The organism is Pseudomonas sp. DTU12.3, from assembly GCF_004124275.1.
Classification (GTDB): domain Bacteria; phylum Pseudomonadota; class Gammaproteobacteria; order Pseudomonadales; family Pseudomonadaceae; genus Aquipseudomonas; species Aquipseudomonas helmanticensis.
On sequence record NZ_CP027218.1, the window covers coordinates 2,657,482 to 2,670,200 of the forward strand.

The window sequence follows — 12,719 nt, forward strand, 5'->3', positions numbered from 1 at the left end:
AGCAGGCTAGCTCCCACATGTTTTTCTGCTGCCCACACATCCCGCATACACCGCAGATCCCTGTGGGAGCTGGCTTGCCAGCGATTGCGGTCTGACAGCCAGCATTGATGTGTATCAGTACTGGATATGTCCTGATCAGACCAGAACAGCCAGATCGGTGTACCGGGCTACCAAAGGATCAGCCGTGAGCAACTTCATCGGCTCGGTCATTGCTGTGGCCACGATAATGCGGTCAAACGGATCCCGGTGATGGTGCTCAAGATCCTTCACGGCAATGGCATGTTCTGCAGTGACTGGCAGTTCGATGAACCCGCTATCGAGGCAATATTGGCGGATTTCTTCCAGATCCACATTCAACTTTCCAAGACCGACCTTGATTGCCATTTCCCAGAAAGTGGCGGCACTGATGTAGATATCGGCAGCGTTTTCAATCAGCTTTCTGGCTTTTCCGGACAGTCTGGCATCATCACTAAGCGTCCAGAGCAGTATGTGCGTGTCGAGCAGAAGCCTCATGCTTGCGTGCCTTCAAATGCATCCAGCATGTCATCGGGCAAGGGTGAATCGAAATCCTGAGGTAGCACCAGTTTGCCTTTCATCGCGCCAATGCGCTTCGCTGTGGTTCTCCCGATCGGAACGAGGCGAGCCATCGCCCGGCCATGCTTGGCAATCGTGATGACCTGTCCGGCAGCGGCATCATCGACGAGTTTGGATAGGTTGTTTTTGGCTTCGGCCAGCGGAACGATGATCATCAGTTCACCCCTGTATTCTGGACAAATATAGCCAGAATATTTCAGCTCTGCAAAGTCGCACCAATGCTCAGCGCAACCAAGGGGCCAAACTGTTGACCTGCGTTGATAGGGTAGTTGTGCAACATCGCTTTGCCGCCGGGTAGCCAAAACATCGACGTCCTCAACCAACTCACAAAAAGTGTCTCGATTCATTATTCCTCCCCATCGTTTTTCAACCTGTCGAGGTATCCACCTTAGGGCTATCCACTCAGGGCTGGCTGTAGGAAGAAACGGAGGTTGAGGCGAGAGCTTTCGGAGTTTTGTGGGGACAGGAACGTTTCGGTAAAAAATCGTACAAAACACTCGATTTCCGCTCAGACATTCAACATCGATATCGACTGACTTAACGCCATCGCTGGCAAGCCAGGCTCCCACAGGTTTTTTGCGGAGCCGACACATTCAATGTAGGAGCTGCCGCAGGCTGCGATCTGTTGATCTTGATCTAAAAACAAGAGTAAAGATCGCAGCCTGCGGCAGCTCCTACAGGGATGATTCGGTGGTGGGGAAGCCCAAGCGGAACACGGTCATCGCCCCCGGCAGGCTCTTAACCTCGGCCACGCCCTGATGCAGGCTCATGATCGAGCGCACGATCGCCAGCCCTAATCCGGTGCTGCCCTGCGATCTGGAGCGGCTGCTGTCGACGCGGTAGAAGCGGTCGAACAGATACGGCAGATGTTGCGCTTCAATCCCGGCGCCAGGGTTGCTGACCAGTAGCGAGGACTGCTTTGCGCCTTGCTCGATCAGCAACGTCACGGTTTTTCCGGCGGGACAATGGCGCAAGGCATTCGACAGCAGATTCGAAATCGCCCGCTGAATCATCAACCGATCGCCCAACACCGAAGCGCTGCCAATAACGTTCAAGTGAATGCGCTTGTCCTGCGCCGACAACGAAAACATCTCCGCCACTTTCGCCGACTCAACCTCCAGCGCCACCGCTTCAAATGGTGCCAGTGCCGACGGATGACTGACCTGCGCCAGAAACAACATGTCCGAGACAATCCGCGCCACCCGCTCCAGCTCTTCGGTGCACGACACCAGCACATCCTTGTACTCGTCCACCGAGCGCTCGCGCGAAAGCGTCACTTGCGCCTTGCCCATCAGGTTATTGATCGGCGTGCGCAGCTCATGCGCCAGATCATCGGAAAACTGTGACAACTGCTGCACCCCGGCATCCAGCCGATGCAGCATGAAGTTGATGCCCTGCGCCAGTTCGCTCAACTCCTGCGGCATGTTCACCACCGACAGGCGATGATCGAGATCCTGGGTCGAGACCATCGCTGCGACTTTGCGAAACTCGCGCATCGGTGCCAATCCGCGCTGCACCGCGCCCCACGCCGTGAGGCCGATGAACACCAGCAGCAACGGCAAGGCAATCAGCGTCGAGCGCAGATAGGCGCTGAGCAAGGCCTCATCGTGGGCGTTATCAACCGACAGCAGCACCGGCACGCTGCTGCCGTCCTTGAGGCGAATCAGTTGGGAGGCGGTAAGGAATTGCTTGCCTTCAGCGTCAGTGCTGTCGCTGTAGGCCAGTTGATCGGTGGTCGCGCGCACGGCTTTTAATTCAACCCGTGGATCGGCCAGGCCCGAGCCTGATTTGAGCAGCGGTGCGCGCTGAATGAGGCGGTCATAAATCGTCAGCGTGAGGTTGTCATGGCCCATCACCTGATCGAGCAGAATGTGCGGCTTACCGCTGATTTCATTGGCGTCGACGTACAGCGACAGGCTGTGCTCAACCTGTTGCATCTTCTCTTTCAGGCTGTCTCGGGACAGCGCATTCAGCTCATGGGTCAGGGCGAAGTACGCCAGAATCGCCAGAAACACCACCAGCAGCGCACCGAGAATGCTCACCGTCAAACCAAGGCGCATCGACAGACTGGCCGGCTTCATTCGCGCGCCTCCAGGACATAGCCGACACCACGCAGGGTGTGGATCAACTTGCTCTCGAACGGGTCGTCGATTTTCGCCCGCAAACGACGGATCGAGACTTCGACGACATTGGTGTCGCAATCGAAATTCATGTCCCACACCAGCGAGATGATTTGCGTGCGCGTCAGCACTTCGCCGGACTGGCGCATCAGCAGGTGCAGCAGGGCGAATTCCTTGGTGGTCAGGTCGATACGCTGCTCGCCACGGAACGCGCGGTGCCTGCCCGGATCGAGTTCCAGATCCGCGACTTTCAACACCTGCGGCAGTGGAATGTTTTCACTGCGGCGCATCAACGTGCGCACCCGCGCGAGCAGTTCGGGGAACTCGAACGGCTTGACCAGATAGTCGTCGGCGCCCAGGTCGAGGCCGCGAATCTTGTCGGCCAGACGCCCACGCGCGGTGAGCATCATCACCCGCGTGGCGTGGGTTTTGCGCAGTTGTTCCAGCACGGCCCAGCCGTCCAGTTCGGGCAGGTTCACATCGAGAATCACCAGGTCGTAGGCTTGCTGTTGTGCCAAGTGCAAGCCGTCGGCACCGGTGGCTGCGTGGTCAACGATATAACCACTTTCGGTCAAACCCTGATGCAAGTATTCGGCAGCTTTAAGCTCGTCCTCGATGACAAGGATTCGCATGATCTTTCACCACTTTTATTTAATGGGTATTTAATTTAGGCGACTGGGAAATTTATTGTTTTTGTAAGGTATTCCGGACGTTGTTCAATAACGATAAGAAGCCCCTCACCCTAACCCTCTCCCAAAGGGAGAGGGGACTAAACGTGGGATGCTTCAGAACTGCACCGACGTGGAACATCTTTACGGAATCCATAATCGACTAGATGTAACAGGTCGATATATAACGCCAGACATCTCGGTCGGCTCCCTCTCCCCCCGGGAGAGGGCTGGGGTGAGGGGTAGTCCGGACAATAAAGGTTGTAGTGGCTACAGGGTCAACCGCCAAGCGCTTTAAAACGGCGCTCTGCGACAGCCTGTCGCAGCACAAACTGCAAAACCCCCATGACATTGAATTTCACAAGTGCTGTTCAGCAGATATCTAACCCGCATTTGTTTCGATGTATTACGACAACAGCGTTTGCACTTCGCATCCTAGAACAAAACAACTTCGGCAAACCGTGGATAACAGATTTGTAATGTTCCAGTCACCTTGTCGATAAGTTCAAAACCCTACCGTGGCGGCATTGAAAATCCTGAATCAAAGGAAGTCTGCCATTGCCCGGTTTATTACAACTGACGGCGCGATCACGCCTGAAAAAAACAGTCAGCGGCATGCTGCTGTTCGCCAGTGCCAGCCTCGCGAACGCCGCGAACGCCGCGACCCTGACGCTTGATCAGGCCCTGCAAAACGCCTTTGCCGGCAACCCGGAGCTGGCCGCTGCGCAGTGGGAAATCGGCATTGCCGAAGGCGATCGCGAGCAGGCCGGGCTGATGCCCAATCCCGAAGTGTCGTGGGAAGCCGAAGACACCCGTCGCGACTCACGCACCACGACGATCATGCTCAGCCAGCCGATCGAACTGGGCGGTAAACGCGGCGCCCGTATCGATGTTGCCAGCCGTGCGCAGGATGCCGCCGCAATTGAACTGGAGCGCAAGCGCAATGCCTTGCGTGCCGATGTGATTCAGGCTTTCAACAGTGCGCAAACCGCGCAGCAACGCTTGCTGCTGTCCCGTCAGTCACTGCAACTGGCCGAGCACGGTTTACGTGTCGCCCAAGGGCGGATCGAGGCGGGCAAATCGTCGCCCGTCGAAGGCACACGAGCGCAAGTGCAACTCTCGGAAGTGCGCCTGGAACTGCGCCGCGCCGAACGCGATCAAGCTACGGCTTACCAACAATTGGCGCAGGTCATGGGCGCGCCGTTGCCGGCGTCGACCAGGGTGCAGGCGCCCGCGCAAAGCATGCCGGCCGTTCCGCCACCGACAAGATTGCTCGAGCGTCTGAACGAAAGCGCCGAGCTGCGTCTGGCGAATTTGCAGATCGATCAGCGTGAAGCATCGCTGGGACTGGAAAAGTCCCAGCGCATTCCCGACCTCACCGTGAGCGTCGGCAGCCAGTACAGCGAGGCCGAGCGCGAGCGGGTCAACGTGGTCGGGCTGTCGATGCCGATCCCGCTGTTCAACCGCAACCAGGGCAACGTCCTCGCGGCGGCACGCCGTACCGATCAGGCGCGGGATCTGCGCAACGCCACCGAACTGCGCTTGCGCACGGAAATCCAGACCAGCCTTGAACAATGGCAGACCGCCAACGGCGAAGTCAGCGCGTTCAACCAGACCATCCTGCCCGCCGCGCAAAGTGCGGTCGACAGCGCCACGCGCGGGTTCGAAATGGGCAAGTTCGGCTTCCTCGATGTGCTCGACGCGCAACGCACATTGATCGCTGCGCGCAGCCAATACATCCAGGCCGTCAGCGAAGCGACCGACGCCCGCGTACGCATCGAACGGATCTTCGGCGAGCTCAGCGTCAGCCCTTGAATTTCACTTTTCAGATCACTGCGCGCAGGTACGGCGCAGAGGAGTTTCCATGGATAAAAAACTGATGATTGTCGCGGTGGCGACGTTGGCGCTGGGCATTGGCATCGGCTCGCAGTGGTCAAGTAACGCGAGTATCGACGCCCACGCCGACGAGGCGTCCGAACACGCCGATCACGCCGAGGAGGGCGCTGCTGCAGAGGGCGAACATGGCGAGGAGGGCCACATCCAATTGAGCGTCGAACAGATTACCGCAGCCGGTATTCAACTGGCCGAGGCAAAGCCGCAAAGCATCGACCTCGGCCTGCCGTTCCCCGGCGAAGTGCGTTTCGACGAAGACCGCACCGCCCATGTCGTGCCGCGTGTACCGGGCGTGGTCGAGACGGTCTCGGTCAACCTCGGGCAAACGGTGAAGAAGGGGCAGTTGCTGGCGGTGATCGCCAGTCAGCAGATCTCCGATCAGCGCAGCGAACAGGCTGCTGCGCAACGTCGCCTGACGTTGGCGCGCACCACCTATGAGCGCGAGAAAAAGTTGTGGCAGGACAAGATCTCTGCCGAACAGGATTTCCTTCAGGCGCGCCAGGCATTGCAAGAAGCTGAAATTGCCGTGAGCAACGCCGGGCAAAAAATCAGCGTACTCAGCGGCAGCGTCGTCGCCACCGGCGGCAATCGCTATGAGTTGCGCGCACCGTTCGACGGCGTGGTGGTGGAAAAACACCTGACGCCGGGCGAGGTGGTCGATGAAACCACGCCAGTGTTCACGCTCTCGGATTTGTCGCGGGTGTGGGTCACGTTCGGTGTTTCACCGAAGGATCTGAACAAGGTGCAAGTGGGCAAAGCGGTCACCGTCAGCGCCGCGGAATTGAACGCGGAAGTCGTCGGCAGCGTGGCTTATGTCGGCAGTTTGCTTGGTGAGCAAACCCGCACCGCGACCGTGCGCGTCACGCTGGAAAATCCGCAGGGTTCATGGCGTCCCGGCCTGTTCGTCACGGCGCTGGTCGCTACTGAAAGTCGCCAGGCAAAAGTCGCCGTGCCTGAAACCGCGATCCAGACCGTCGAGGACAAACCCACGGTATTCGTGCGTACCGATGACGGCTTCGCAGCGCGGGCCGTGGAGCTGGGCAGTCGCGCCGCGGGCCACGTCGAAGTCACTCAGGGGCTGGAACCGGGCGTGCAAGTCGCCAGCGTCGGCAGCTTCGTCCTCAAATCGGAACTGGGCAAAGCCTCGGCCGAGCACTCGCACTGATCCGCTACTTTCGACCGGAAGATCCTCATGTTCGAACGCCTGATCCAGTTTGCCATCGAGCAGCGCATCATCGTCCTGCTCGCCGTTCTGCTCATGGCCGGCCTCGGCATCGCCAGTTATCAAAAACTGCCGATCGACGCCGTCCCCGACATCACCAACGTCCAGGTGCAAATCAACACCGGCGCCGCCGGGTTCTCGCCACTGGAAACCGAGCAACGCATTACCTTTCCGATCGAGACCGCGATGGCCGGCCTGCCAGCGCTGGAGCAGACTCGTTCGCTGTCGCGTTCGGGGCTGTCGCAGGTCACGGTGATCTTCAAGGACGGTACCGATCTGTTCTTCGCCCGCCAATTGGTCAACGAACGTCTGCAGATCGCCAAGGAGCAATTGCCTGAAGGCGCGGAAGCGATGATGGGGCCGATTTCCACCGGCCTCGGCGAGATCTTCTTGTGGACGGTCGAGGCGCAGGAGGGCGCGCTCAAGGACGACGGCACAACCTACACGCCAACGGATCTGCGGGTGATTCAGGACTGGATCATCAAACCGCAATTGCGCAACGTACCGGGCGTGGCCGAGATCAACACCATCGGCGGTTTTGCCAAGGAATACCAGATCGCGCCGGATCCGAAACGGCTGGCAGCGTACAAGCTGACACTGACCGATCTGGTCACCGCGCTGGAACGCAACAACGCCAACGTCGGCGCCGGTTACATCGAGCGCAGCGGCGAGCAATTACTGATTCGCGCACCAGGGCAAGTGGCGAGCACCGAGGACATCGCCAACATCGTCATGGCCAATGTCGACGGCACGCCGATCCGCGTGAAGAACGTCGCTACCGTCGAAATCGGCCGCGAGTTGCGCAGCGGTGCCGCCACGGAAAATGGTCGAGAGGTGGTGCTCGGCACGGTGTTCATGCTGATCGGCGAGAACAGTCGCACGGTCTCGCAAGCGGTGGCGGCCAAGCTTGAACAGATCAACAAATCCTTGCCCTCCGGCGTGATCGCCGTGCCGGTGTACGACCGTACGCACCTGGTCGATAAAGCCATCGCCACGGTGAAAAAGAACCTCATCGAAGGCGCGATTCTGGTGATCGCGATTCTGTTTTTATTCCTCGGCAACATTCGCGCGGCGTTGATTACCGCGATGGTGATTCCGCTGTCGATGCTGTTCACCTTCACCGGGATGTTCAGCAACAAGGTCAGCGCCAACCTGATGAGCTTGGGTGCGCTGGACTTCGGCATCATCGTTGACGGTGCAGTGGTGATCGTCGAAAACACCCTGCGCCGCTTGGCCCATGCGCAGCAGCATCACGGACGTTTGTTGAGCCGCGCCGAGCGTTTCAAGGAAGTCTTCGCGGCGGCGAAAGAGGCGCGGCGTCCGCTGATTTTCGGCCAGTTGATCATCATGGTCGTGTACCTGCCGATCTTCGCCCTGAGCGGCGTCGAGGGGAAAATGTTCCACCCGATGGCGTTCACCGTGGTCATCGCTTTGCTTGGCGCGATGCTGTTGTCGGTGACCTTTGTACCGGCGGCGATTGCGCTGTTCGTCACCGGCAAGGTCAAGGAAGAAGAGGGCGCAGTGATGCGCGGCGCACGTCGCATTTATGCACCGGCGCTGGCCTGGGTGATGGGTCATCGCACGGTGGCCGTGGGCGCGGCGCTGGGTGTGATCGTGCTCAGCGGCGTACTCACCAGCCGCATGGGCAGCGAGTTTGTGCCGAGCCTCAGTGAAGGCGATTTCGCCTTGCAAGCCCTGCGCGTGCCGGGCACCAGCCTGACGCAGTCGGTGGACATGCAACAGCGTCTGGAGACATTGATTCTGGCGAAAGTGCCGGAGGTCGAGCGCGTCTTTGCCCGCACCGGCACCGCCGAAATCGCTTCCGATCCGATGCCGCCGAACATCTCCGACAGTTACGTGATGCTCAAGCCCAAGGATCAGTGGCCAGACCCGGGCAAATCACGTGAAACCCTGATGGATGAACTGCAAAAGGCTGCCGCGACCTTGCCGGGCAGCAACTATGAACTGTCGCAGCCGATCCAGTTGCGCTTCAACGAGTTGATCTCCGGTGTGCGCAGCGATGTCGCGGTGAAGGTGTTTGGCGATGACATGGACGTGCTCAATGCCACGGCGGCGAAAATTGCCGCAGCGATGCAGAAGGTCAAGGGCGCCTCTGAAGTGAAGGTCGAGCAAACCACTGGTTTGCCGGTGCTGACCATCAACATCGACCGCGATAGAGCCGCGCGTTATGGGCTGAATGTCGGCGACGTGCAGGACACCATTGCCGTCGCGGTGGGTGGGCGGCAGGCCGGGACGTTGTACGAGGGCGATCGCCGCTTTGACATGGTCGTGCGTTTGTCCGATGCCATGCGCAAGGACATCGACGGCTTGGCGGCGCTGTTGATCCCGGTGCCGGCGGTGAATGGCTCGGCGAATCAGATCGGCTTTATCGCCCTGAAAGACGTCGCCAGCCTCGACCTGGTGCTCGGGCCGAATCAGGTCAGCCGCGAGAACGGCAAGCGTCTGGTGATCGTCAGCGCCAACGTGCGCGGGCGTGATATCGGCTCGTTCGTCAGCGAGGCTGGTGAGGTAATTGAACGTGACGTGCAAGTGCCGGCCGGTTACTGGACGAGTTGGGGCGGGCAGTTCGAGCAACTGCAATCGGCGGCCAAGCGCTTGCAGATTGTGGTGCCAGTGGCGTTGCTGTTGGTGTTTGGTTTGTTGTTCATGATGTTCAACAATCTCAAGGACGGCTTGCTGGTGTTTACCGGGATTCCGTTTGCTCTGACGGGCGGGGTCATGGCGTTGTGGTTGCGCGATATTCCGTTGTCGATTTCGGCGGGCGTGGGGTTTATTGCGTTGTCGGGTGTGGCGGTGCTCAACGGACTGGTGATGATTGCGTTCATTCGCAATTTGCGCGAGGAGGGGCGTTCGCTGTCCGATGCCATTCACGAAGGCGCGCTGACACGTCTGCGCCCGGTGCTGATGACGGCGCTGGTGGCGTCGCTGGGGTTTATCCCGATGGCGCTGGCCACCGGCACCGGCGCCGAAGTGCAGCGGCCACTGGCAACCGTCGTCATCGGCGGAATCCTGTCCTCGACGATCCTCACGCTGCTGATATTGCCTGCGCTCTATCAACTCGCCCATCGCCGGGATGAGGACACCGTTCCAATTCAATAGTTAATCCCCCTGTGGGAGCGAGCCTGCTCGCGAAGGCGATCTGTCAGTCAACCACGATGTGACGGAACCACCGCTTTCGCGAGCAGGCTCGCTCCCACAGGTTTTGCGCCCACATAACGGATATGTAATTTCCACGCCACCGTCACGCAAGGTTCGGCTTGTTACCTTGATTCCGTCAGCTACTTAAACGAGGAATCAAAGATGAAACTTGCCCAAATCAGTGCCTTCGCAGCCGCTCTGGCGATCTCTTCCCTGGCTTTGGCCGAAGGCGGCGGCGACCGCACTTTCGAGCGGATGATGACCAGCAACGACCGATCCATGGAGCTGTTCGTCGCCAAGGAAAAAGCCGCCGCCAACCCGGTGGTCATCAATGAAAAGAAAGACGACAAAACCCAAGACCTGTAAGCCGGCAGGACCCGCACAAGCCCGTCATCGCGCATCGATGCCGGGCTTTTTTCAAGTCTGGATGGAGAGGAAATACACATGAAAATGCTCAAGTTGCTCGCGTTCACCGGTGCTCTGGCGATGTCGCTGAATGTTCTGGCCGAAGGCGGTGGTGACCGTACTTTCGAACGTGCCTTCAGCGCCAACGCCAAAGCCATGGAGCAATACGCCGCCAAGCAGGGCAAAGCGCCGCCGGTGGTGACGGAGTACGCGTACGGGATGAAGCTCGACGTGGCCAAAGTGGTGAGTGTCGTGAAGCCGCAGCCAGCCTGCAATGTGGTGCCCACCGCCATGACCTACGAGGACTCCCAGGGTCAGCTCAACACCCTCAAATACAACGTGATGGGCGTATGCCGTAACAACGGCGGCTAACTGCCCCGGCGCAAGCCTGCATCGGATCTGGATGGGTTTGTCGGGATTTGTCGTTGCGCAGTGCAGAGGGGCCTTTGGCATAGGTGCAATGCCATTTCGGCCTGAAAAACTGTCAACTCTGACAGTTGCCTCAATGCCTGAGGGAGTCAAGAGTGAGTGAACAGTACTGATGCATTCACACTCAACGGCCATGAGGCATTCCATGAACGATAAAGTAGCGGTATGCGATAACTTCAGTTTTGATTCTGTGGTTTTACAACGCACCACTCCCGCCCTGGTGATGTTCCACGCCACGTGGAGTAACCCTGCAAAATCCATGGGGCCTTTGTTCAATGAGGTGGCCGTCGATTATTCAGGCAATGCAAGTTTCTTCAAGCTGGATATAGATGAAAGCCCTGAAATGGCGCGCAAGTTTAACGTCAGGGCTGTTCCTACCGTAATTTTATTCAAGGGTGGAAAAGTGGTAGCGAGTTTAGTACCCATCAGCAAGGGTCATTTGACTGACTTTATTGATAAGAATATCTAACCCGCAAAGAAGTATTGACCGGCGGATTTATCAAGACTGCGACTGACGACAGCCCCCGCATTTTCTGTATTTCATTGCCTCATGATTGAGACATAACCCCTGTAGGAGCTGCCGCAGGCTGCGATCTTTTGATCTGGATCTTTGAAAATCACAGTCAAAAGATCGCAGCCTGCGGCAGCTCCTACAGGGGGTTTCGTGGGCGTAAAAAAGGCGTCCCGAAGGACGCCAAAGGATTCACCTCTACCAAAGGAACAAGGAGATTCTAAAGGTGAATTTTCATGAACCGAACAGTCACAGAATCGCCAGCGGATATTCGATAATCACCCGCACTTCATCCAGGTCCGACTCGAACGCCGTGGCGCGTGTCGTGGCCTGGCGCAGGCGCAGCGAGAGGTCTTTCATCGAGCCGCTCTGCACCACGTATTTGACTTCGATGTCACGCTCCCAGCGCTTCTGGTCGGTCAGTGGATTGCCCTCGGCATCGCGGCGCATGTAGACGGCGTTGGCGTTGGAATAGTCGGCGTCCGAACCGCGTGCGTAACGGGTCATGAACGACAAACCGGGTACGCCGTAAGTGCTCATGTCGAGGTCGTAGCGGACCATCCACGAGCGCTCTTTCGGCGAGTTGAAGTCGCTGTACTGGATGGAGTTGTCGAGGAAGATCGAGTCGGACTGGCGCAGGTAGTCGAAGTCGTCATTGCCGTTGTTGCGCTGGTGGGAGAGGGCGACCGAGTGGGCGCCGAGCTTGACGCCGACGCGGCCGCTCCAGATGTTGTTGTCGAATTCGCCGAGCAGTTGTTTGCCCTCGTCGACTGCCTTGTAATAATTCAGGCCGGCGAACAGCGACAGCTCGTCGGACAGCGAATAGGTCCACGCGGAGCCAGCGTAATACTGATTCCACGCATCTTTCAGGCGACTGGAATACAGGCTGAAACTGAGGTTCTTGTTCAGCGCATAATCACCGCCGCCATAAGCGATCCACGGCGAATTGACCGGCCCGGCGTAGAACGTCGCGAAGTTCTCGCGCATGTCACTGGACACCGGTTGGCTCATGGCATGCAGCCGCCCGCCCTGTACCGACAGACCCTCGATGCTGGTGTTGGTCGCCGTCACGCCACGAAAACTTTCCGGCAACAATCGCGAGTCACCCGCCGCGACCACCGGGTTGGCGGGGAAGACATCGCCGACCCTGAGCACCGTATCAAACGCGCGCACTTTCGCTGCGCCACCGACCTTGGTGTACTCGTCCCGCGCCTCGCCGTCGCTGTTGACCGGCAACACGTCAAACGAGCTGCGGCCACCGTTGCGCCCATCGCCGGTGTCGAGTTTCAGACCGATCATCGCGAAAGCATCAACACCCACTCCGACGGTGCCTTGGGTGAAGCCGGATTCGAACTTGCCGATCAGCGCCTGCGCCCAGGCTTCGGAGTAGCCATTGCCGGTCGGGCTGGATTGGCCGTTGCGATGATCTCGGTTGAAGTACAAGTTGCGGTTGAGCAGCGTCAGGCTGCTGCCTTCGATAAAGCCTTGCGGCTTGTCCTCCGCCATCACCATGGACGGCCCGGAGCCAACCACCACCGCTAACGCGGCTATCGATATTTTTGAATTGTTAACCATCAATCACTCCTGAGGTTCGGCAGAACGCGAACGGGCTTCGGCGTGGTTTTTATTGTTCGGCGCAAAAGGCGCGCCGGCAGGGTCGCCGGATGGCATCGTTGCAAGCTGCGGATAACGCCAAGGTGATGGGGGAATTACAATTT

Annotated in this window: 11 protein-coding genes; 6 read left to right on the forward strand and 5 right to left on the reverse strand. The window is 58.6% G+C overall.

Annotation, left to right across the window (positions count from 1 at the left end; translation table 11 throughout):
• Positions 1–135: 135 nt before the first annotated feature.
• The 4 genes from C2E19_RS12115 to C2E19_RS12130 all read right to left on the reverse strand — a co-directional run bounded on the left by C2E19_RS12115 (position 136) and on the right by C2E19_RS12130 (position 3,346).
• Entirely contained in the window at positions 136–513 is a 378-nt protein-coding gene (locus tag C2E19_RS12115) for a type II toxin-antitoxin system VapC family toxin (protein ID WP_129392187.1), read from the reverse strand.
• The gene (locus tag C2E19_RS29165; protein WP_256661300.1) at positions 510–941 is read right to left on the reverse strand and encodes a type II toxin-antitoxin system Phd/YefM family antitoxin; all 432 of its coding nucleotides are present in this window, start codon (positions 939–941) and stop codon (positions 510–512) included. Before C2E19_RS29165 ends, C2E19_RS12115 begins: the two co-directional genes overlap by 4 nt.
• A 327-nt stretch (positions 942–1,268) precedes the next feature.
• Complete coding sequence (locus C2E19_RS12125) at positions 1,269–2,675, reverse strand: heavy metal sensor histidine kinase (protein WP_129392210.1); 1,407 nt, start codon at positions 2,673–2,675, stop codon at positions 1,269–1,271.
• Positions 2,672–3,346 carry a heavy metal response regulator transcription factor gene (locus tag C2E19_RS12130; RefSeq protein WP_129392213.1) on the reverse strand — a complete coding sequence of 225 codons (675 nt, stop codon included), beginning with the start codon at positions 3,344–3,346 and terminating at the stop codon, positions 2,672–2,674. Before C2E19_RS12130 ends, C2E19_RS12125 begins: the two co-directional genes overlap by 4 nt.
• Before the next feature lie 594 nt (positions 3,347–3,940).
• Between C2E19_RS12130 and C2E19_RS12135 the strand changes: the two genes are divergently transcribed.
• From C2E19_RS12135 to C2E19_RS12160, 6 genes are all read left to right on the forward strand, one after another.
• Entirely contained in the window at positions 3,941–5,197 is a 1,257-nt protein-coding gene (locus C2E19_RS12135) for a TolC family protein (RefSeq protein WP_129392216.1), read from the forward strand.
• A 49-nt stretch (positions 5,198–5,246) separates the two neighbouring features.
• Positions 5,247–6,440, forward strand: a complete 1,194-nt coding sequence (locus C2E19_RS12140) for an efflux RND transporter periplasmic adaptor subunit (RefSeq protein ID WP_129392220.1) — start codon at positions 5,247–5,249, stop codon at positions 6,438–6,440.
• A gap of 27 nt (positions 6,441–6,467) precedes the next feature.
• Positions 6,468–9,617 carry a CusA/CzcA family heavy metal efflux RND transporter gene (locus tag C2E19_RS12145; RefSeq protein ID WP_129392223.1) on the forward strand — a complete coding sequence of 1,050 codons (3,150 nt, stop codon included), beginning with the start codon at positions 6,468–6,470 and terminating at the stop codon, positions 9,615–9,617.
• A 201-nt stretch (positions 9,618–9,818) separates the two neighbouring features.
• Positions 9,819–10,022 (forward strand): co-regulatory protein PtrA N-terminal domain-containing protein, encoded by a 204-nt coding sequence (locus C2E19_RS12150; RefSeq protein WP_129392226.1) that lies wholly within the window; start codon positions 9,819–9,821, stop codon positions 10,020–10,022.
• Between the two features lie 78 nt (positions 10,023–10,100).
• On the forward strand, positions 10,101–10,433 hold the full coding sequence (locus C2E19_RS12155; RefSeq protein WP_129392230.1) for a DUF2790 domain-containing protein: 333 nt from the start codon (positions 10,101–10,103) through the stop codon (positions 10,431–10,433).
• Positions 10,434–10,635: 202 nt separating this feature from the next.
• Positions 10,636–10,959 carry a co-chaperone YbbN gene (locus C2E19_RS12160; RefSeq protein ID WP_164979423.1) on the forward strand — a complete coding sequence of 108 codons (324 nt, stop codon included), beginning with the start codon at positions 10,636–10,638 and terminating at the stop codon, positions 10,957–10,959.
• 291 nt (positions 10,960–11,250) lie between these two features.
• On the opposite strand, the gene C2E19_RS12165 is transcribed toward C2E19_RS12160, so the two are convergent.
• Positions 11,251–12,576 carry an OprD family porin gene (locus C2E19_RS12165; protein ID WP_129392236.1) on the reverse strand — a complete coding sequence of 442 codons (1,326 nt, stop codon included), beginning with the start codon at positions 12,574–12,576 and terminating at the stop codon, positions 11,251–11,253.
• Between the last annotated feature and the right edge of the window lie 143 nt (positions 12,577–12,719).

Bases quoted from the DNA above. Each gene is read 5' to 3' on its own strand.
- C2E19_RS12115 (WP_129392187.1), bottom strand. From the start codon at position 513: ATGAGGCTTCTGCTCGACACGCACATACTGCTCTGGACGCTTAGTGAT.
- C2E19_RS29165 (WP_256661300.1), bottom strand. From the start codon at position 941: ATGAATCGAGACACTTTTTGTGAGTTGGTTGAGGACGTCGATGTTTTG.
- C2E19_RS12125 (WP_129392210.1), bottom strand. From the start codon at position 2,675: ATGAAGCCGGCCAGTCTGTCGATGCGCCTTGGTTTGACGGTGAGCATT.
- C2E19_RS12130 (WP_129392213.1), bottom strand. From the start codon at position 3,346: ATGCGAATCCTTGTCATCGAGGACGAGCTTAAAGCTGCCGAATACTTG.
- C2E19_RS12140 (WP_129392220.1), top strand. From the start codon at position 5,247: ATGGATAAAAAACTGATGATTGTCGCGGTGGCGACGTTGGCGCTGGGC.
- C2E19_RS12145 (WP_129392223.1), top strand. From the start codon at position 6,468: ATGTTCGAACGCCTGATCCAGTTTGCCATCGAGCAGCGCATCATCGTC.
- C2E19_RS12150 (WP_129392226.1), top strand. From the start codon at position 9,819: ATGAAACTTGCCCAAATCAGTGCCTTCGCAGCCGCTCTGGCGATCTCT.
- C2E19_RS12155 (WP_129392230.1), top strand. From the start codon at position 10,101: ATGAAAATGCTCAAGTTGCTCGCGTTCACCGGTGCTCTGGCGATGTCG.
- C2E19_RS12160 (WP_164979423.1), top strand. From the start codon at position 10,636: ATGAACGATAAAGTAGCGGTATGCGATAACTTCAGTTTTGATTCTGTG.
- C2E19_RS12165 (WP_129392236.1), bottom strand. From the start codon at position 12,576: ATGGTTAACAATTCAAAAATATCGATAGCCGCGTTAGCGGTGGTGGTT.